Origin of the sequence: Amycolatopsis marina, assembly GCF_900111885.1 — a bacterium.
GTDB lineage: Bacteria > Actinomycetota > Actinomycetes > Mycobacteriales > Pseudonocardiaceae > Amycolatopsis > Amycolatopsis marina.
On record NZ_FOKG01000017.1, the window covers coordinates 32,409 to 52,269 of the forward strand.

The window sequence follows — 19,861 nt, forward strand, 5'->3', positions numbered from 1 at the left end:
GACCTCACTTCTTCGTCTTCTTCGGGCCCCGGCGACCGGGCAGGTCCAGGGGCAGCGGCAGTTGCGTTTCGGCTCGCCGCGTCGGCGTCGAGGCAGCGGAGGTGCTCGCACCGCCGGCCGGTGGTGGCGGTGGGGGTGTGCGTTCGCGGCGCACTCCGAGCGGCAGCGGGTACTGGCCTGAGGCCAGCGGCCGGTTGCCGGTGTAGGCATCCCGGGCCGGACGCCGGGGCGGGCGGGCGTTGCGGTTGATGTGCCCGGACGGGGTGATCAACCCGGGCCCGGTCTGCCGCGGTGGGCTGGGAGGTGTGGGGGTGGCGAGGTCGTCGGCCAGCGTCCGCCGCGGCGTTCTCGGCGGCGAGGGGCGCAGGTGGATGGGCAGCATCCCGGCGCCCGGTGCGACCAGCGCGCGGGGCAGGTGCGCGGGCGGACGAGCATGGCGGTTGACCCGCCCGTCACTGGTGAGCAACCCGGGCTGTGGCACTGGCGGCGGCATCCCGGGCCGCCGCTGCGCGAGGTCATCGGCCAGCGATCGGCGCCCGACCCGGTCAGGCTCTCGCCGTGTGGTGATCGGCAACCCGAGCTGATCACGCGGCAGCGCACCGGGCAGCGAGTCCGGGGGCAACGCCCGCGGGTTCGCCGACACTGCACGCTCGTCACCGGAGCCGCTGGCGGTGAACAGCGACATCTGCCCCGGACCCGTTCTGCGATCCGCCTCGCGTCCGGTGCCGGGCAGCTCGCCCAGGCGCGGCGACCGACGTGGCCCGGGCCGCATGCGGCGCAGGCGCATCGGCAGCATGAACTGGCCCGAGCGGGTGGACGGCGGGTCCGCCGCAGCGCCGCCACCGCCGTCCCGCACCCGGGGCCCGCCGCCTTTGCCGCCCTTTCCGCCGAACAGGGAGCTGGCGCCGCCGAGCAGGCCCATCGTCTTGTAGGCGATCGCGCCCCGCACCAGCGAGCCGAGCATCGAGCGCCCTCCGCCGCTCACCGGGCGCAGGCACCAGAACGGGATCTTGATCAGCACCCACATCAGCGCCAGGCACAGCAGCAGGTTGACCAGGCCGTTGAGGGTCGGGCCGAACACGGTGAACCCGCCGGGGGCGAAGAAGACCCGCAACGCGACCACCATCGCCAGCGACTGGCCGACCTGGATGGCCAGCACTCCGCCGAAGGCTTTCCACCACGCGTGGGCGATGCCCTCGGTGTGGGGCAGGGCGTGCCACATCAGCGCGATCGGGGCGGCGGCGATCAGCAGGATCGTCACCATCACCCGCACGATGAACGTGATCAGCAGGATGATGATCATCACCGCGAGGGCGAAGCCGATGAAGATCAGCCACAGTCCACCGCCGTTGAGGGCATTGAGCACCATGTCGGTCAACGCCGTGCCCGCGGCCTCCGGGCTGACGCCGGAGCCCATCACCGCGTGGGCGAGGGCGTTGGCGATCTGGATCGCCTTGGTCGCGAGAAACAAGCTCAGGGTTCCGGCGAGAAACCCGATGACGACCCGGGGCCCGATCTCCTTGATGGTGTAGCGGGTCTGCAGGGTCTCGTAGCCCATGACGACCATCCCGGCGACCAGGACGATGATCACGTAGACGGCGAGCAGGATCTGCCACGACTCGGTCCACAGCTGCCCGACACTGGGCAGCGAGCTCGGTTCAGGCGTGGTCAGCAGCGTCTGACCCAGCAACTCCAGCAGCGGATTGAGCGCGTCGGTGACCACCCCGCGGAAGAAACTGTCGATGCCTTCGGTCACGCAGGCGATCGGGTCGGTAATGCCGCATTCGTCGCCCCGCTCGTCGCTGCCCGTGCCCGGCGCCGGGGTCCCGCCCGGCGCGCGCGGATCGAGCGGGGTCGGCTGCGGAATGCAGTTCGGTCCCTCACACGGCGCAGGCACCGACGTAGGCGTCGGTGTGGCACCGGGTGGTCCGCACTCGGGCATCAACGCGCCCGGAAAACACGACACCGGCGGCTGCGACGGCGGCGGCACCAGCGGCGTACTCGGCAGACCCGACGGCTTCGGCGGCGGGGTGTTGCTGGGCAGCAGGCACGCAGGCTCGCTCGAGCCAGGACCGCAGCTGGGCTGCGGCACCGGGGGCAGCGGCACCACCGGCGGCTGCACGGGCGCCAGCGGTGCCGCCGCTGCCGCGCGCTCTGATGTGGTCGTGGCCGAGGCGGTGAGGACGATTCCGGCTACGGCCGCCAGCACCCCCACGAGCACTGCGAGAACGCGGCCCCAGCGCCGCTGCGGTACCCATCCGAGGCGCCGCGTAGCCGGAGCGGTCGGTGGGCCGACCCTGAGGCGCTCCTCGCGTACGGGACCAGTGCTCCCGCTGCCACCGGTGGGGACCGGATGGGTGGCGCGTGCGGGGTCCACGACGGGAGCTGTCGCATGGCGCCGGGCCGGGCCGGGTGGTCGGGCTGAGGGGGCACGGTGGCGGGCGCTCATGGCTCACACCCCGCCCACGATGCCTTTGAGGATCTCGACCACGAGCGGGGCGAGTGCGGCCAGGCCGAAGCCGATCCCGGCGGCCTTGAACGCGCCCTTGGCCTTCTCGACCTCGCCCGGATCGCCGGAGGCCATCAGGTAACGCAGCCCGCCGATGGTCAAAAACACCACGGCGACCCCGGCGAGGATCCCCATGATCCAGCTGCGGATGTTGGTGAGGACCTCGTCAACGGTTTGCGCGAGTGCGACGATCTGGACCGTCTCCGCTCGCGCGACCGAGGACGACAGCAGCGCCCCGGCGGCGACCAGCCACCCGGTGAGCAGGACGACACGGCGACGGTGCGCCCCTCGCCACGGCCGCGCCGGCGTGGCCGTCGCAGTGGTGCCGGCGGACACCGCGCAACGCTTCCCGGCCCGTCGGGGCGCCGAGGTCGCCACCCGGTACGACTGCGGACGGGGGCGCGGTGTAGGGGAGCTGGGGCCGCGCGACGCCGTCCGGCGTGTGGGTGGGTGGGGGCGATGACGGGGACGTGGTGTCAGTCGCATGAGCGGACCTCCCGACTGGTGCGTGCGGCCGGACCGGAGCTGGTGCGGCGGGCGCGGGAACGGCGGTCTGCGGGCAGGCGGGTCCCGCGCGAGGCAATGCGGGATTTCGGGCCGTTGTGCGACACGGGCGAGCGCCCTTTGTTCTCCGCTGCCGCCGCAGCTCTGGTCACGTTGCGTAATCTCGTGCGGCGGGTACTGGTGGTTCGCTCGGTCCGGGGCGGACGGATGGGGACGCGGCGCCCGCGCGGTGGAGCAGGGGAGTTCGACTGTTCGTCCGGCGAGGGCGTCGGGGCGTCCGCGGACAGTTCGGTGAGGTAGTCGGCGAGGCGAGGCTCGGCGCGTTCGCGCATCTTTGCGGTCGCCTTGTACGACATACCGCGCGCCTGGGCGGCCTCGGCCAGCGACGTCTCCCCAACGCGGGTTTCGGAAATCAGGCCTGCCTCGTCAACGGTGATCGCACCGGCCTGCACCGCGGCGGCCAGCACCAGATCGGGGTGGCCTTCCGGGCGCGGCGGCGGGGCCGAATCGAACCCCACGTCGGCGACCGGGATCGGCCCGCCCACGGCCTCGTGCAGCGCGAGACGCCCCGCCCGGTAGGCCGCGTAATACAGCCGCGCCAGGATCGCCGACCGGACCAGATCGACCTCACGCAACTCGGCGAGGAACCCGGTCACCACGGCAGCGTTGAGATCGTGGGTGTCGCCGGTGAACCGGCGCGTCACGATCGCCGCGACCCGCAGCAGCACCGGCAGCGCCAGCCCGACACACGCCACCGTCCACGTGCCACCTTCGCCGCGGGCGCGGGTGATCAGATACGCCCACGCCGCATCCCGCGTCACCTGGTCGCAGTCCGCAGCCAGCAGCAGCGTGCCAAGCTCATCCAACGGCACCGGCCGCGGCGGCAGCCCCGGGATCTCGCGGCCGTCGACACTGACCGGATCCGGCCCGGATACCAGCCACGCGAAGCTGGACCGCGCCATCGCGAACACGTCGGAATCGGTCACGAAATCGGGATTGGAACGCACGTAATACCCGCGACCGTGAACTCCGTTATCGCGAGAACGAAAACCCATGACAGCTCCTCTGAGACATACGGCCGAGTGGTGAGCCATCAGCACGCCATCCAGGGCGCATCAAAACCACCTCGAAAGCGCGACACAAACGCCTCACAAGCGCTTCAAAACCGCCTCAAAACCATCGGTACGAGAACGATGAACCGCCGCCGCGACGCGGTCGCCGCGAAGCGTTGTTGATCTTTGAGGCGTTCGCCGAAACAGCCATCGAGCTGTACCCGCACATCTGGAGCACGCCAAATCTGCCGCGTAGCGCCTCACGCTCGGGGAGCTTCCGGGCCTCGTTGAGGCGCCCCTGTCGCAGCGCGAAACAAAACCCCGGGATCGTCGCCCAGTTTCCGCTGATGTCGTCAGCCGAGGTGTGGTCACGAAGCCGGTCGAATAGCGGCTCGCTGTTCAGACCAGCATCGCCTGAGAAAGGCCACGGCAGCCGTTGTCAAATTTCGGGGCGAGCGTGTGTCGCAAATTCGGGGGTTTCCCGGTATTGCCCTATGACAGCACGACTCCAGCCGGGCCCCCGGCCCGGCTGCTCTCGTCCGAGGAGGACCCTCATGGCCCAGCGCTCGCCGTCCCCGGATGGCCGTCCCGGTCACCGAACAGACTCGACTCGTCCGCCGCGCATCCGGCGCGGGGGCGACCGCGCTCCCTACCCCGGAGCCCGCACGCACACCACCGCGACCCGTGTCCGCGAGGCTCGCGCGACCTCACGTCCTAGGCATGGGGCGGCACCGTCGCGGCGCCGCACGACGACCTCATCGACGCCGACTCCCGCCACGGTGTGGACGTGCGGACCGGAGCCCATCGACCCTCACGCGAGGTGGCCGGTGCCGATCGTCGAGACCATCACGGCGGCGTTCACCGCACCCGGTGAGCACGTCGTCCTGGTCGACATCGACACACCCTCGGCGGCAGCCGCGACGCACTGCGGAACCGACGGTGCCCCGGCGACCGGCAAGGCGTCGGTGACCGCGGCACGCGAGGCGGTGCACGCGCTCGATCGCACCGCCGACACGCTCACCCTCGACACGCCCACCGACGTCTCCGCCGTGTCATCGAGACCGTTCTGGGCCGACCTGGTCACCGACGCCGCCAACCCGACTGCGGACCTCCCAGGAGCGCCTCCGGTCCCGGCGCGCGCCAGTGGCACCGACGGTCCGGATGCACCGGAATCGGACCGCGGCGAGCGCGCGGATCTGGTGCTCGTGTCACTGCCCGCCCACGCCGCCGAGACCGTGCCGCTGGACCGGCTCGCGCTGCTGGCCGCCGACCGGCTGCGCTCGGGCGGCATCTTCGCGGTGTATACGCACAGTGACTGGAATCAGGGTCTGTTGGTCGACCCGACCGGCGCGATCGTGGCCGCCTGCCAGCACGCCGACCTGCTCTACCTACAGCACATCGTCACCCTGCACACCCCCGTCGAGAAAGGGCGCCTGCACGCCGCGCCGAGTGTGACCGTGGCCGCCGAGTCCGACCGCACCCGACACCGCGCAACGGTGCGCGGACTGCCCGCACCGCACCTGCGCGCGCACGGCGATGTCCTCGCGTTCGCACAACCCGCCGACCCGGCCGCACCGCCGCCGCAAACCGCTCCGGCGATCACCACACCCGGCACCGGAGGCAACCGGTAACTCCGCGCTTGCCGCGTTCACCCGAGCCCCTGCCGGTCGTTCCCACCTCTGCGAAAGGCACCACACTCATGTCCCACCAGCACCCTTCGACTCCCGTCCGTTCCACCGGGGACGATCCGACTGTGCCGATCCCACGCGCGGTCATCGACGCCCTCGACACCGGCGGGGAACCCGCCACGACGCAGCCGCGCACCCCGACCGGACATGACCCGACCGCCGCGACGGGTATTGCCGATGCGGGGGAGTTGCCGCTGTCGGTGTGGGCGACCGCGCAGACCTCCCCGGCCTCGCAGCGCAAGGGCCGCTACGTGCCCGCCTCGACCGCGCATCCGGCGAAGATGCTCCCGGCCGTGGCCGCGCACGCCATCAGCCAGTACACGCGCCCCGGGGAGTTGGTGTTCGACCCGATGGCCGGGTCGGGCACCACGCTGGTGGAAGCGATCGACGCCGCGCGGCGCGCGGTCGGCGTCGAGTACGAGCCGCACTGGGTCAGCGTCGCCCGCGCCAACCTCGACCTGGGCCGGCACCGCGGTCACCACCACGAAGCGGAGATCGTGCACGGCGACGCCCGCCAACTGCCGTTCCTCCTACCCGAGAAATACCGAGGACAGGTCGCGCTGGTGCTCACCTCACCGCCCTACGGGCCATCCACCCACGGGCAGGTCGTCACCGCCACCACGGACTCACCGGACGGCAAGGTGCACAAGTACCACCACCGCTACGGCAGCGCCCTCGACCGAGGCAACCTCGCCAACGTCGGCCACCACCGGCTGCTGGCCGGATTCACCCGCATCCTGACCGGCTGCGCGGCCGTGCTGCGCCCAGGCGGGCACGTCGCAATCACCGTGCGCCCGTGGCGGGAACATTCGGAACTGATCGACCTTCCGTCGCAGATCATCGCCTGCGGCCAGGCCGCCGGACTGGTGCCGGTCGAACGGTGCGTGGCGCTACTGGCCCGGGTCGCCGATCACGAGCTGATCGCCCGCGGCAGCTTCTTCCAACGCGACTTCATCCGCAAACAGCGTGAACAGGGCCTGCCGCTGCATCTAATCTCGCACGAGGACGTCATCGTCCTATCCAAGCCCCTCACCCCCCGCAGCACATCGGCCCCGGCGTCCCCGAAGCGACGGTCACCGAGCTGCACCAGGACGGACCGAGGGTAGCGGGCGGTGGCCGGCGTGAGCACCCTCGTGCACTGCCAGGACTGCAGCTGGGACGCCCGTTACCGGCGACCCGCCGCCGCCCAGCGCGCCGTCGCCCGCCACCGCTGCCCACCGCCGAGCAAGGACCCGGACCGGCGAATCCCGGCACGGGAGACACAGCATGCCTGAGCGCCACAGCACAGGTGTCGATCCGTTGCGGTTCGTCGCGACCGAAGGCCCGGTGATCGGGTCACTGTGCACCGGCCTGGCCGGTCTCGACCTCGGCGTCGCGGCCGTGCTCGGTGGCCGGATCGCCTGGTACTCCGAAGTCGATCCGCACGCCGGACGCATCCTCGCCGCACGTCTGCCCGACGTGGCGAACCTGGGGGATCTGCGGGCGGTGGACTTCGCCTCTGTCGCGCCGGTCGAGGTGCTCACCGCCGGGTTTCCGTGTTAGGACATTTCCGCCGCCGGTCGGCGCGCGGGTATCGAGAAAGGTGCTCGCAGTGGATTGTGGAGCAGCATCCTGGACGCCGTTCGCGTACTGGGTCCGCGGCTCGTTGTCGTGGAGAACGTCGCCGCCCTCCGATGGCGACACGGCGGTCTCGACCGGGTACTCGCAGGGCTGGCCGAAGCGGGGTATGACGCGGTCTGGCGTTGCGTACGCGCCGCCGACATCGGCGCCGCCCATCGACGGGAACGGGTGTTCCTGTGTGCCGTCCCCCAGCCGGGACGGGATGCGGATGATGCCGACCCCGCAGGCCCGCGACGGAGAGCCACGCGGTCCGGCCGATCCCGCACGCAGGCGCGCGGGCGGGCATCAGGTGAACCTCAACGACGCGGTCGACTCGGTAGTCCGGCCGGCCCAGTTGTTGCCGACGCCGACGCCGACGGCGGCGGACTCGCGGTCGGCGGCGATCCAGACCGTGACGAGTCCAGGCCGTCCGATCCCGGCGGGGTGCGTGACGCTGACCGACTCGGTACGGCTGCTGCCGACCCCGACGGCCTCGGATGCGAAGAATTGCACCCACTCCACCCACGACGGCGGACCGTCCCTGCCCGACCGCGCCCGCGCACTCAGCGCAGCGCCGTCACCGATAGACGGAACGTGGTGCGCGGCAACACAAATTCCAAAAAAGGTAACGGGGATTCGTAGGTGTCTTTCCCTGGGTGCGTGGGGCCCTGCTGCCGACACCGACCGCGCACGACGGTTCTTCCAACGGAATCTCCTCCGCTTCCCAACAAGGAGGCCCGTCTCTCGTGGACACTCTACGACTCCTGCCGACTCCGCGGGCGACCGACGGCACGAAAGGCTGCCCCGCGCAACGCGGCTCGAAGGGCGACCTGATGCTGCCCTCGGTCGTCATCGCCGTCACCACGCCCCGCCCCCGCACGAGCACGCGGACGGAGGTGAGTAACCGTGGCAGCCGCCCGCGCCCCGCGCGCCCGCCGCGCCGCACGCGGTGAGCCTGGGCCGGTGGATTGGGGCGAGTACGGCGCCGCCGTGCACCGCTGGGAACTCATCACCGGCCACCCTGCGCCGTACCCGACGCAGCTCGGGCGGCACGGCCGCCCCGTCCTCGCGCCGCCGTTCGTCGAATGGCTCATGGGCCTGCCCCCGGGCTGGGCTACCGCCGAGCACCTCGCCCTACCCCGCACCGCGCAACTGCGGGCCCTGGGCAACGGAGTCATGCCCCAGCAAGCCGCACACGCACTACGCCTCCTGCTCGACGACCTGACCGACCTGCACCATCCGCCCTGCCAGCCGCCAGCCAGCACGACGCGAGACACGACGTCCAGCCGTGCCGCTCCGGCGCGCGGTCGCCGCAGCAGTACCCACCCGCGCCGCTGAACCTGTGGCGCTCCGGGGTGCGAGGACACCGGCGATCCCGTCCCGGAGCGCCACGTCCACCGACGCCGACATTCCCGTCTCGCTCGACCTTGTGAAAGGGCGCTGTGCCATGCCCACACACAGCAGCACCTGCCACACAGCAGCACCCCGACGAGAACGGCGTCTTCCGGCCCGGTCGAGCAGTGGGCGCTCTCCGACCAGCCCGCTCACCGCCCGCACCGTCTGCTCGCCCGGTCGCCTGTCCTCAGGGGCCCCGCGCCGGCGTCCCGTAGTCCCACCAGCCCGATGTGCGTTGATCTCGGTCTCCGCCCGCGCACGAGAACCCGCGCTGACCGCCGAACTCACCATCTTCTTACCGGAGGAGATTGCTGTGCACGGTTGTGACCGTCTCCGTTCCGCCGCACCCGACTCGACAACCACGGCCGTGTCGTCGCCGGCGTGGTCGCGCGAACGACTCGGAGAACTCGGCGTGACCACAGACCTGATGACCGCCGCCCGCATACTCGGCCTCGGCCGCACCACGGCGTACAAGCTCGCCCGCACCGGCACCTTCCCGGTACCGGCGGTACGCATCGGCCACAACCGCCGACACCTACACCCATGTCCTGCCCGAACTCGCCCGCGACACCGCCGAAGCCGCCGCCGCCATCGTGCCCCGCAACGACCGACGTAACCACCTCTCCGTCGCATGACAGGCAGCCGGTCGCGCAGTCCGGAGATAAGCAGGCGCGTGCCGCGCTGGCCTCGCGGGGATCGCTGAGCGTGCTGCGGGTGAGTCGCCCCTCGTGAGGCCGGGGCCGGCGTGACCTGGAGCCAATACACTCCAAGAGATCACGACCGTGCTTGAACTGGCCTAACGTGGGCTGATGCAAAGAAGCAGAGCGGCAAGAAGGCAGCCGAGAAGTTCAAGGGCACCCTCGGGGCGCATCGAGACCCGGAGATCGACAGCAGCGGCCTCGGTGACCAGGCGGTGACCTGGGCGTACGAAGCCGCTCTCCTCAAGACCTACGTCGCATTCCAGCACCTGATGCTCGAATGCATCGTGACTGCGATCAACAACGACACCAGCACCATCTCGGCCCGAACCTGCATCGCCTTTCCTAACTAGTCACATCCCGGCTTTGTCAGGGCTGCTCCCACCCTCCCCGGCACCGCCCGGATCAGGCTGCCCTCAGCAGCAGGATGGCCACCGACGGGCTGCCGGCGGCACAGGTTAAGGCGACCGTGACCATCGCGAAGGTCGAGTCGAGCACAGTGATCAGCAGCAGGACACCTTCGGCAGCGCGACTGCCAGCATCACCCCGGACGGCGAACGCGCCCGGGGCCGCTTGCGTGTTGGCTGGGATACTACTTTCTTCGTGACTCAGGGTGACCACGATGGCCGATTTGGTGGCGGAATGTGCATGGCATATCCAAGGACAGGTGAGTGATCGGCGCTTGGTGCTCGTCATCGTGGACGATCTCGACCTATTCGCCGGAGTGCTGGCGCTGCTGCTGACGCCAAACCTGGCGAGCGGTAGCCGACGTCCATAGTAGAGGCCCAACCGTGGCGCGCCTCTAGCCTGACAACGTTGGCTTTCCCGGCGTGTGCCTGGGAACGTCGCTACCCCAACGGGTAGTTCATTTGCCGCCAGATGGTGATGCACTCTCGGTGCTGTGCGCCGCATCATTACCCACCATCGCAGTCCCGCAATGCGGGTAGCCGGTGTGGACGGTCACGCTCGAAGAAGGAGTTGGGTGTAATGGTGATCCGATCGCGAGTCGGACCGGTCGCGCAGTCCGACATCCGGCCCCCGATGTCCCGGGGGATCGATCTCGTGGCCTCCGGTCGTGGTATCTGGCGTGGTTTCGTCGTTTTGGTGATCGGCGCGCTGCTTCAGCCGATCGCCGCCGCCGTCGCACCGGTGGCCGGCGCGACCTTCCTGCTGATCACCGCGATCGTCGCTTTCGCGATCGCCGGTTTCCGCACGGGCGATGCCCTGTCTCCGATTCTGCACGGCGCGGTGACCGCCGTTGGCAGCTACGTTCTCGTGCTGCCACTGGTCTTCATCACCTCGGGGCTGGTCTGGCCGCAACAGGTGCTGGCCACCGTCGGTGTCGCCGTCGCGGCCGGTGGGTTCGCTGGCTTCGCCGGCCACCTCGTCCATGCTCGCCGCAAGCAGGGCGGCAGGGAATGACAGCAACTAAATCGGCGCCTACCCGGCGATGGGCTTCCACCGTGCAGCGCCCGCTGGTCGAAGCCGGGGAAATCGTCCACCTGCTCGGCCGGGTGCTTTGGCTGGGAATCCGCTACCCTTTCGGCTACTGGGGCGAAGTCCGTGACCTGATGGCCGAAACGCTGCGCAGGTGCTGGCTCCCGGTCATCATTTCCACGACTGCGCTCGGTTTCGCTGGCCCGGGCATGCAGGGCGGCAGCCTCTACAGCGTGCTCGGAATTCCCGACCGGCTCGGTTCCTTTCTGCTGATGGCAAGTGTCCGCGAATTCGCGCCGTGGATCGACGCGATGATCGTCGCCGGGGTGATGGGTACTGCTATCACCGCTGACCTCGGCGCACGGCGGATCCGCGAGGAAATCGATGCCATGGAGGTCCTGGGCGTCGACCCGGTCCGGACCCTCGTGCTGCCCCGGATCATCGCAGTCACTCTGATGACGGGCCTGCTCGAGGTGTTCGCACTGGTGTGCGGTGTGATCGGCGGTTATATCGCGGCGGTGCCGATCTTTGGCGCCACCGGCGCAGCGTTCATCGGGAACTTCTGGTCCAACGCGACCACGACGGACATGTGGGGCAGCATCGTGAAGACCCTCGCGTTCGGACTGATCCTCTCGGTCGTTTGCTGTTACAAGGGCTTGAACGCTCAGGGTGGCCCGATCGGCGTCGGCCGCGCGGTCAACCAGGCGGTGGTCATCTCGTTCGCCTCGATATGGATCTTCAACTACGTCTACACGTCAGTGCTGCTTGGGTTGAACCCGGACATGCAGGTCTTCAAGTAAGGGATGCGGAATGACCGAAAAGGTTCGGCGTGGGCACTGGGACAAGCCGACGGGTCGGACGACGACACCCGACATCGAAATCACGGTCGGCGGGATCGCGGCGAAACTGCGGGACGCGGTCGCGGCCGGCGGTGACATCATGAAGTTCGCTGGCCGCACGGTGCGTAGCCTGCCAGAGTTGCGCCACCACGTCAGCGAGGTGTTCGCACAGGCCGGCATTCTGATTCTGTCCAGCGGAATCATCATCTGGCTGATGCAGTTCGTCGTCGGCACAATGTGCGCGACCGAGGCCAGCTATACCCTCAAGCAGATCGGCGCCCCGATCTATTCCGCGGTGTTCAATGATGTCTGCGGGTTGCGCGAGATGTCGGTCTACATGTGGGCGTACATCTTCGCCGCGAAGGTGGGCTGCGGGCTCGTCGCGGAGATCGGGTCGATGCGTATCGCCGAGGAGATCGATGCGCTGGAGGTGCTGGGAATTAAGTCGCGGAGTTATCTCGTTGGCACCAGGATTGTCGCGGCGTGGATCTGCATGCCCTTCCTCTACATCGTCGGGCTAGGCCTGATGTTCATTTCTATGCATCTCGTCACCGTATATCAGTTGGGCACGGTTTCCAGTGGCGGCTATTCCTATATGTTCTGGCTCTTTCAGAACCCCTACGACCTGATTGCCGCGATGTCGAAAATGGTCGCGATGGGCACGATTATCATTTTTGTTGGCTGTTATTACGGATACACCGCGTCCGGCGGATCAGTGGGAGTCGGGAGAAACACTGCAAAGTCAATGATGCTGAACATGGTGCTCATCCATGTCGTCGGGTTGCTCGGCACCTGGTTCTTCTGGGGCTCCTACCCGAACATGCCGATCGGTAACTGACAAGGAGAATTCATGGTCACCGGAATGAACGGTCCGGTCGTCAACACGATGGGCTTGTCGGGGCGGGTGCACACGATGGAGGTGCGGGATGTCCACAAGTCCTTTGGCAGCTTCGACGTGCTGCAGGGGCTCAATCTGGAATTCGCCGACAATGCGATTACTACCATTCTCGGCCCGTCAGGAACTGGGAAAAGTGTGCTGATCAAGCATCTTGTCGGTCTGCTTGAGCCGGATCAGGGTGAAGTGATGATCTTCGGTCGCGACATCTGGAAGATCGGCGAACGTGAGCGCTACGAACTGCGCAAGCGGTTCGGTGTCCTGTTCCAGGACGGTGCCCTGTTCGGGTCCATGAACATTTACGACAACACCGCATTCCCGCTGCGCAAACACACCGACATGAGTGAGGACGAGATCGAGACGATCGTCAACCAGCGGCTCAAGGAGGTCGGCCTCGACCGCTCGTCCTACAAATACCCCAACGAGGTGTCCGGCGGTATGCGCAAACGCGCCGGCTTCGCGCGAGCATTGGTGATGAACCCGGATATCGTCCTGTTCGACGAACCGGATTCGGGGCTCGATCCGGTCCGCACCAGCCTGCTCAACGACCTGATCCTCGACATGCACCAGGAGTACCGCGGGACCTACCTGTTGGTGACCCACGACATCCGCACCGCACGCAAGGTCAGTGACTACGTCGGGGTCATCTGGAAGGGCAAAGTCGTCCACTATGGACCGACCGAGGAAGCCTTCAACTCCCCGGATCCGTTCGTTCGGCAGTTCCTCTCCGGAGACTCCGCCGGACCGCTGGGAATGGACTGAAGCGATGCGCAGAATTCCTCTCCTCGTGCTGGCGGTGGCAGCGGTGGCTGCCGCTGCAGTGCTGGTTGCGCCGAGCGACGACGAGTACCCGGCGAACGTGGTGCTGCCGTCGGCGACCGGGCTGATCGCCGGCAGCAAGGTCCTGGTGAACGGTTTCGACGCCGGGAGCGTGGACAAGGTGTCTATTAAGGACGGCCGGGCTCTGGTCACGATGAAGCTGACCAAGGACTTCGCACCACTGCACTCCGGGGCGTCGGCGAGCATCGTCTGGAAGGCCGTGCTGGGTGAACGGCAACTCGATGTGCGGGACGGCCCGAAGACCAACCCGGTGATCCCTGCGGGCGGCACGCTGGACGGCAAGGTGTCCGACCCGGTCGAGATGGACAAGGTGTTAGACGCGCTCGACCCGGACACACGCGCCCACCTCAGCTCGCTGGTGCGGGGACTCGACCGCACCGTCGCCGGCAACGAGCACGATCTCCAGCAGACCGTCCGGAAGGCGGGACCGACGCTGCAGGCACTCGGTGAAGTGCTGCGCGCCGTCGGCTCTGACGGGCCGGCGATCAAGGAGCTGGTCGAACGGATGAACGACATGGTCACCACGCTGGTGAACCGTGACCAGCAGGTGCGTCTCATCGTCTCCGGGCTGTCCAATGCGACCGGTGTAGTGGCGCAGCAACGGGATCAGTTGCGCGCGGCGCTGCGGAAGCTTCCAGCCACTCTCGGTACGGCGGACCAGACGTTGGCCGCCGTGCCCGGCACGGTCGACAAGGTGGTGCCGCTGCTGGACGATCTGCGCCCGGCCACCGATCGCCTGCCCGCCGTGGCCCGCAATCTGCGCCCGGTGCTGGCGGACCTCCGGCCGACCGTGGCGCAGCTGCGGCCGACCCTGGGTTCGCTCGGGACGCTGCTGCAGTTCACCCCGGGACTGCTCGACAGTGCGCACGGCGCGCTACCCGGCACGGACTCCGCGGTGGCTTCGCTGACGCCTGCTCTGAACTTCCTGCGGCCTTACACGCCCGAAGTCGTCGGTTGGTTGTCGAACTGGGGCTCCTCGGCCGCCAACTACGACAGCAACGGCCACTACATGCGGGTCAACATCCCGGCCGGGATGTCGAGTTTCGTCAACAACCCCGGAGTCATGCCACCCGGGATGGTCAGTGACCCGTTTCCGGCGCCCGGCGCGATCGCCGGGCAGCCGTGGACCGACGCGTTCGGGAGTGGTGTCCGATGAAGCCGTTGCGCAAGATCCAGGCCGCGCTGGTCGCGATAGCGGTAGCGGTAGCCGTGGCGGGAGCCGCGGTCATCAACACAGAATCCGGTGGTCAGCCGGAAAAACTGACCATTGCCGCCGAGTTCACCGACGCGAGCCCGCTGGTCGTCGGCAACGACGTGAAGATCAAGGGGGTCACCGTCGGCGAGGTCGCCGACATGGGCGTCCGCGACGCGAAGGCGATCGTCACCCTCAAAATCGATGGAATGGCACTGCCTCTACACAAGGACGCCCGCGCCACCGTGCGGCCGGTCAGTTTGCTGGGGGAGCGCTACGTCGACCTCGAGCGGGGCACCGCGTCAGCGCCGCTGCTGAACGATGGTGACGTACTGCCGGTCGCGCAGACCGGGCAGGCCACCGACCTCGACCAGGTGCTCAACACGATCGACGAACCGACTGGCCAGTCGCTGGCTGCGCTGGTCACGATGCTGGGCCAGGGCATGCAGGGTAACGGCGCCAATGCGCGGGCCTCGATCAAGGCGCTCGCGTCGTCAATGCGGGACACCGACGGGCTGATCAAGATCCTCGGCCAGCAGAACCAGCTGCTCACTGACCTCGTCGACAACGTGCAGCCGGTCGCGAGCGCACTGGCTGCCGACAACGGCAAGACGCTGGACGGCCTGGTCGACTCCTCACGACAGGTGCTCGACGTCACGGCGAACAACCAGCAAGGACTGGACGCCTCACTCGCCGAGCTGCCGAGCACCCTCGCCGCGGCGCGTGACACCCTCGCCGAGCTCACCGGAACTGCCAAGGCCACCACGCCGGTGCTCGCGGGGATGCGACCGACGACCGAAAACCTTTCCGCCATCAGCGACGAGTTGCGGAAGTTCAGCGAGTCCGCCGACCCGGCGTTGACGAGTGCGAAACCCGTGCTCGAGCGCGCCGAGCAGCTGATGGACGCGGCGCGGCCGGTCGTCGAGGAACTCCGCAAGGCAGGCCCGGGTCTGCGCGGCACTGTCGCCGGGGCGAAACCGCTCACTGTCCAGCTTACCGACAATATCGAGAATGTCCTGAACTTCTTCCGGTTCTGGGCGATGTCGACCAACGGCTGGGACGGCCTTTCGCACTACTTCCGGGGTCAGGCGATCATCCATCCCGAGGAGATCACCGGGTTGCTGCCCTCGCTGACCGGGACCCCGCCTCCGCCGACGACCCCGGGAGCGGACAAGCCGCCAGCTTCGTCGCCGTTGCCTGAGCTGCCCGACTCTGTCGGTTCGTCGGGCCTGCTCGATCCGAAGTCCCTCGTCGCGCCCGACGGTGGCGTGACCGGGCTCAACGAGCGCCAGGAGAGCGGCGTTCTCGACTTCCTGCTCGGAGGTTCCTGATGGCCAAGCGCCGGACGCGCAAGTTCCGCTCGATGCTCACGGGTGTCGTCGTCCTCGTGGTATTCGCCCTCGCGCTGCAGCTTGCGCTCACCGCGGACCAGGGACTGCCGGGTGCGACGTACACCCTCGTCGACGCCGACGTCTCCGACGTCGGCGCGCTCCGCCCCGGTGACGACGTCCGCGTCGCAAGTGTCCGGGTCGGTCGGGTCAAGGACGTCCGGCTGGTCGACGGCACGCCGCGGGTGACGCTCCAGCTGGACGGCACGCGGGAGATATACCGAGACGCGGCCGCGGAGGCCAAGACCGTCACGGTGGCATCACGGTCCGCTCTTGGGCAGAAGTACGTTTCATTGACCCCGGGCACGCCAGGAGCGGGCAAGCTCGGCCCGGCGGACGTCATCCCCTCGAAGCGGACCGCGGGAACGCAGGAACTGAGCGAGCTGCTGGACGTTCTCGACGCACCCACCAGGAACGCGCTGGGTTCGACCGTCCGGGAAGTGGGCGGCGGATCCGGTGGGCACGCGCAGGACCTGCAGGACGCGCTCAAGGCCGCGCCGGAGATACTGCCCGACCTCGCGACTGTGTCAAAGGCATTGTCGGTCGGCGATGGCGCGGACCTGACGGCGCTGCTCACCGCAGCCGACCGGCTCTCGACCCGATTCGCGGGCAGGCAGCAGCAGCTGTCGGACCTGCTCGGCCGACTCGATACGACGATGCGGGCCGTCGCGGTGGACGACGGGAAACCGCTCGACGACGTAATCGGGCGCGCGCCAAGCACACTGCAGGCGGCCAGGTCCGGTCTGCAGTCATTGCAGGCGCCGCTCAAGGACCTGCATACGGGCATGTCACAGCTCGTGCCCGGAGCGCGTGCGCTCGGTCAGGCGACCTCTGACCTCCGGGGCGTGCTGCGGGAGGCGGTGCCGCCGCTGGGAAAGGTGCCGGACGTCGGCAAGCAGGCCGAGCCCGCGCTGTCCGACTTGACGAAGACCGTCGCCGATGCGCGACCGCTGGCGCCCCGGCTGACACACACGTTCGCCAGTGCCGACAAGTTTCTGCGGGTGCTGGCTCCCTATGCGCCGGAAGTGAGCGGGTGGTTCACGAACTGGGCCGCAGCACTCTCGCACGGTGACGAGAACGGCCACTTTCTGCGGCTGTACCTGTTGTTCAGCGAGGAGTCCGTGCTCGGGCAGGGCGGTGTGCGGGATCCACTGGTCGCCAGGAATCCCTATCCCGCACCGGGCGAGGCGGCCCAGGACGCACGGAAGATCCCAGGAGGAAACCGGTGAAGGCGCTGTCATTGCACTTCCGTACGGCGAAACGACGTCCGGTGTCAGCGTTCAAGCTCGGCGTCGTAGTCCTCGTAGTGACGCTGCTGGCCGGGTACGCGCTGGTCGAGAAGGATCGTCTCGCGACGGCGCTCCGGCCCGGAGACATCGTCCGCGTCCAGTTCGCCCAGGACTACCACCTGCAGCCGTTCGTGTCCCAGGTCAAGATCGCCGGTGTCCCGGTGGGAGTGGTGTCCTCAGTCAGCCGGGCCGACGACGGTTCGGCATTGGTCGAGGTCAAGGTGGACGACGGTGTCACGGACAAACTCGGCGGCGCACCGCGCGCGGCCCTGCGCCCGACCACCATTCTCGGCGGCAAGTACTACGTCGAACTCGCCCCGGGTGGCGACCGGACCACCTTCGCCGGCACGATCCCGGTCGAGCGGACTCGGATCCCGGTCGAGCTTCAGCAGCTCGCGGACACCCTGCAGCCCGACGCGGTGAAGGGTATCCGGTCCGCGACACAGAGCCTCGACGGCACTCTGCGTGCCGGCGGGGGATCGGCGATCGAACGACTGCTTGCCCACGCGCCGGGCACGCTTGACGCGGCGACGCCGGTCTTGCAGGGCCTGCAGGGCACGGACCCGCGCACGGACCTGACTAGCGTCGTGCACGGGTTCGAGTCGACCGCTCGCGTGCTGACCGAGAATCCGGGACAGCTCGACTCGATCGTGCAGAACCTACAGCAGGTCACTTCCACGCTCGACAACCGGCGGACCGACATCGCCACCGCGATCGCCGACCTGCCGAGGACGCTGGATAACGCGGATGACGGGCTGGCCCACCTCGGCGTCACGCTCGGCAAGCTACGGGACACCGCGGACCCCGCGCGTCCGGTCGCGCAGGAGCTCGACGTGTTCCTGGAGCACGCCGATCCGGTGCTCGCCAGGACCCGGCCGCTGCTTACGGACGTGCGCGGCCTGCTAACCGACGTGCAGCCGCTGGTCGAGCAGCTCGTGCCCGCCGCGCAGGGCACTACGAAGGTATTGGACGACGTTCGTGGGCCGGTGCTTGACCGTGTCAACGGCCCGATCATGAACAGGGTGCTGTCGCCCTTCAAGGGCACCGGCATCTACGCAGGCGGCGGCTCGGACCATCCGTTGTACAAAGAGGTCGGCTACATGTTCGCGACCATGGACCGCGCTTCTTCGCTCACCGACCCGAATGGGACAGCCGTCGGCCTCCAGCCGGGTTTCGGCGGCGGCAGCATCGCGGGCACCCCGATCAACTTCGAGCAGTTGATGAACACGCTCGCCCACCTGCAGGGCGCAACACCGGAGAACAGGAGCGGCCGATGAACGCGCACCCGAGCCGGATTCGGCGTACCTGGCAGCGGATCTCGAGCGAACCGCAGCTCAAGCGCAACGTTCTTGCGCTGGTCGCGCTCGTGACCGCAGGGCTGGTGGCCGGTGGCTACATCCTCACGATGCAGCAGGTCCGAGTGCCCTGGGATGGCAAGAACCGCTACTCGGTCACCTTCGAGTCCGCGCCGGCGATCAACCCCGCGAGCAGGCAGGAGGTGCGGATCGCGGGGATAGCCGTCGGTGACATCCGCGAGGCGAGCGTCGACGACCGAGGGCACGCGCGGCTCGAGCTGGCGATCGACAAGGGACACCAGATCTACGACAACGCACGTGTCCTACTACGACCCAAGAGCCCGCTGAACGAAATGTATGTCGAGCTGAATCCTGGTGGTCCGCCGGGAAAGCGGCTGCCGGAGGGCGGGGTGCTGCCCGTCGCCAACTCGGTGCGGCCGGTGCAGGTCGACGAAGCACTCGGGCACCTGGATGCCAACACTCGGGACGCACTGACCACCCTGCTGGCCGAATCGGACGTCGCGCTGGCCGGGGCGCCCGCCAACCTGCCAGAGGGCCTCGACGCGACCGATCAAGTGGTGCGGGACCTGCAGCCCGTCGTCACCGCTCTGCAAACCCGCAAGGAGACGTTGCAGAAGCTGGTCACCGCGCTGGGGCAGATCGCGTCGGCTACCGGGGGTGATGACGAGCGGCTCGGCGCACTGGCCGAGTCACTCCAGAAGACCCTGGCGACGGTGGGGCAGCGCAACGGTGACCTCGATGCCGCGCTCGCACAGCTGCCGGACTTCACTGACCAGCTCCAGCAGGCCACCGGGAGCGTCGGTGCGTTGAGTGCCCAGCTGGACCCAGTCCTGGACAAGCTTCGCGAGGCGAGCGGAACCCTGCCCAGCTCGCTCGAGAAGTTCACCGGCACGGTCGACAAGCTCGGGCAGACCGTCGACTCCGCACGACCGGTCGTCGACAAGGCGGTACCCGTCGTCCGAGACCTGCGGCCGTTCGTCGGTGACCTCAACGCCTCGCTCGGTGATCTGCATGCCGTGACCGGACAGCTGGGACCGATCACGACGGCGGTGCTGCCGTACCTGAACGACCTGGCCGCGTTCGTCACGAACTCCCGGTCGATCACGAGTCTGCGCGACGGGACCGGCGGGGCGTACCGGGCCATGGCCCAGCTCTCGCCGGAAAGCATCACGGGCCTGCTGCCGCTGTTGCCCGCACTGCAAGCCGCCGTCCCACGATAA

The 19,861-nt window shown here is 68.6% G+C and carries 18 protein-coding genes and 1 pseudogene; 15 read left to right on the top strand and 4 right to left on the bottom strand.

The window, feature by feature from the left end:
- Positions 1-4: 4 nt before the first annotated feature.
- From BM199_RS24365 to BM199_RS24375, 3 genes are all read right to left on the bottom strand, one after another.
- On the bottom strand, positions 5-2,377 hold the full coding sequence (locus BM199_RS24365) for a TrbL/VirB6 family protein (protein ID WP_342741729.1): 2,373 nt from the start codon (positions 2,375-2,377) through the stop codon (positions 5-7).
- Positions 2,378-2,452: 75 nt separating this feature from the next.
- Positions 2,453-2,773, bottom strand: coding sequence for a pilin (locus tag BM199_RS24370; protein WP_091676102.1), 321 nt, complete (start codon positions 2,771-2,773; stop codon positions 2,453-2,455).
- Between the two features lie 212 nt (positions 2,774-2,985).
- A complete protein-coding gene (locus BM199_RS24375) occupies positions 2,986-3,999 on the bottom strand; it encodes a sigma-70 family RNA polymerase sigma factor (protein WP_245788630.1) in 1,014 nt (337 codons plus the stop codon).
- A gap of 893 nt (positions 4,000-4,892) precedes the next feature.
- Here BM199_RS24375 and BM199_RS24380 point away from each other — a divergent pair.
- From BM199_RS24380 to BM199_RS34660, 4 genes and pseudogenes are all read left to right on the top strand, one after another.
- Positions 4,893-5,696, top strand: coding sequence for a hypothetical protein (locus BM199_RS24380; protein ID WP_245788632.1), 804 nt, complete (start codon positions 4,893-4,895; stop codon positions 5,694-5,696).
- Positions 5,697-5,818: 122 nt separating this feature from the next.
- Positions 5,819-6,859, top strand: coding sequence for a TRM11 family SAM-dependent methyltransferase (locus BM199_RS24385; RefSeq protein ID WP_425425581.1), 1,041 nt, complete (start codon positions 5,819-5,821; stop codon positions 6,857-6,859).
- 15 nt (positions 6,860-6,874) lie between these two features.
- A complete protein-coding gene (locus tag BM199_RS33990; protein ID WP_177242770.1) occupies positions 6,875-7,027 on the top strand; it encodes a hypothetical protein in 153 nt (50 codons plus the stop codon).
- Positions 7,020-7,502, top strand: a pseudogene (locus BM199_RS34660) (DNA cytosine methyltransferase); the annotation flags it as partial. The gene BM199_RS33990 and the pseudogene BM199_RS34660, both read left to right, overlap by 8 nt.
- 156 nt (positions 7,503-7,658) lie before the next feature.
- Here BM199_RS34660 and BM199_RS34665 read toward each other — a convergent pair.
- Complete coding sequence (locus BM199_RS34665; protein ID WP_245788650.1) at positions 7,659-7,865, bottom strand: hypothetical protein; 207 nt, start codon at positions 7,863-7,865, stop codon at positions 7,659-7,661.
- 233 nt (positions 7,866-8,098) lie between these two features.
- Here BM199_RS34665 and BM199_RS33420 point away from each other — a divergent pair, with 233 nt between their 5' ends.
- The 11 genes from BM199_RS33420 to BM199_RS24450 all read left to right on the top strand — a co-directional run bounded on the left by BM199_RS33420 (position 8,099) and on the right by BM199_RS24450 (position 19,861).
- On the top strand, positions 8,099-8,305 hold the full coding sequence (locus BM199_RS33420) for a hypothetical protein (protein WP_143101908.1): 207 nt from the start codon (positions 8,099-8,101) through the stop codon (positions 8,303-8,305).
- Positions 8,259-8,690 (top strand): hypothetical protein, encoded by a 432-nt coding sequence (locus BM199_RS24395; protein WP_143101909.1) that lies wholly within the window; start codon positions 8,259-8,261, stop codon positions 8,688-8,690. Before BM199_RS33420 ends, BM199_RS24395 begins: the two co-directional genes overlap by 47 nt.
- Before the next feature lie 1,742 nt (positions 8,691-10,432).
- A complete protein-coding gene (locus BM199_RS24410; protein WP_091675916.1) occupies positions 10,433-10,867 on the top strand; it encodes a hypothetical protein in 435 nt (144 codons plus the stop codon).
- Between the two features lie 41 nt (positions 10,868-10,908).
- A complete protein-coding gene (locus BM199_RS24415; protein WP_091675919.1) occupies positions 10,909-11,682 on the top strand; it encodes an MlaE family ABC transporter permease in 774 nt (257 codons plus the stop codon).
- A gap of 10 nt (positions 11,683-11,692) precedes the next feature.
- Positions 11,693-12,559: an ABC transporter permease gene (locus BM199_RS24420; RefSeq protein WP_245788634.1), complete on the top strand. Its 867-nt coding sequence runs from the start codon at positions 11,693-11,695 to the stop codon at positions 12,557-12,559.
- 12 nt (positions 12,560-12,571) lie between these two features.
- Positions 12,572-13,378: an ABC transporter ATP-binding protein gene (locus BM199_RS24425; RefSeq protein ID WP_091675923.1), complete on the top strand. Its 807-nt coding sequence runs from the start codon at positions 12,572-12,574 to the stop codon at positions 13,376-13,378.
- 4 nt (positions 13,379-13,382) lie between these two features.
- Positions 13,383-14,612, top strand: coding sequence for an MlaD family protein (locus BM199_RS24430; protein WP_245788636.1), 1,230 nt, complete (start codon positions 13,383-13,385; stop codon positions 14,610-14,612).
- Positions 14,609-15,979 (top strand): MlaD family protein, encoded by a 1,371-nt coding sequence (locus BM199_RS24435; RefSeq protein ID WP_091675924.1) that lies wholly within the window; start codon positions 14,609-14,611, stop codon positions 15,977-15,979. The genes BM199_RS24430 and BM199_RS24435 overlap by 4 nt, the downstream gene beginning before the upstream one ends.
- Positions 15,979-17,265 carry an MlaD family protein gene (locus BM199_RS24440; RefSeq protein WP_091675927.1) on the top strand — a complete coding sequence of 429 codons (1,287 nt, stop codon included), beginning with the start codon at positions 15,979-15,981 and terminating at the stop codon, positions 17,263-17,265. Before BM199_RS24435 ends, BM199_RS24440 begins: the two co-directional genes overlap by 1 nt.
- Positions 17,262-18,602, top strand: a complete 1,341-nt coding sequence (locus BM199_RS24445; protein ID WP_091675930.1) for an MlaD family protein — start codon at positions 17,262-17,264, stop codon at positions 18,600-18,602. The genes BM199_RS24440 and BM199_RS24445 overlap by 4 nt, the downstream gene beginning before the upstream one ends.
- The gene (locus tag BM199_RS24450) at positions 18,599-19,861 is read left to right on the top strand and encodes an MlaD family protein (RefSeq protein ID WP_091675932.1); all 1,263 of its coding nucleotides are present in this window, start codon (positions 18,599-18,601) and stop codon (positions 19,859-19,861) included. The genes BM199_RS24445 and BM199_RS24450 overlap by 4 nt, the downstream gene beginning before the upstream one ends.

Bases quoted from the DNA above. Each gene is read 5' to 3' on its own strand.
- BM199_RS24440 (WP_091675927.1), top strand. From the start codon at position 15,979: ATGGCCAAGCGCCGGACGCGCAAGTTCCGCTCGATGCTCACGGGTGTC.
- BM199_RS24435 (WP_091675924.1), top strand. From the start codon at position 14,609: ATGAAGCCGTTGCGCAAGATCCAGGCCGCGCTGGTCGCGATAGCGGTA.
- BM199_RS24450 (WP_091675932.1), top strand. From the start codon at position 18,599: ATGAACGCGCACCCGAGCCGGATTCGGCGTACCTGGCAGCGGATCTCG.
- BM199_RS24420 (WP_245788634.1), top strand. From the start codon at position 11,693: ATGACCGAAAAGGTTCGGCGTGGGCACTGGGACAAGCCGACGGGTCGG.
- BM199_RS24425 (WP_091675923.1), top strand. From the start codon at position 12,572: ATGGTCACCGGAATGAACGGTCCGGTCGTCAACACGATGGGCTTGTCG.
- BM199_RS24430 (WP_245788636.1), top strand. From the start codon at position 13,383: ATGCGCAGAATTCCTCTCCTCGTGCTGGCGGTGGCAGCGGTGGCTGCC.
- BM199_RS24410 (WP_091675916.1), top strand. From the start codon at position 10,433: ATGGTGATCCGATCGCGAGTCGGACCGGTCGCGCAGTCCGACATCCGG.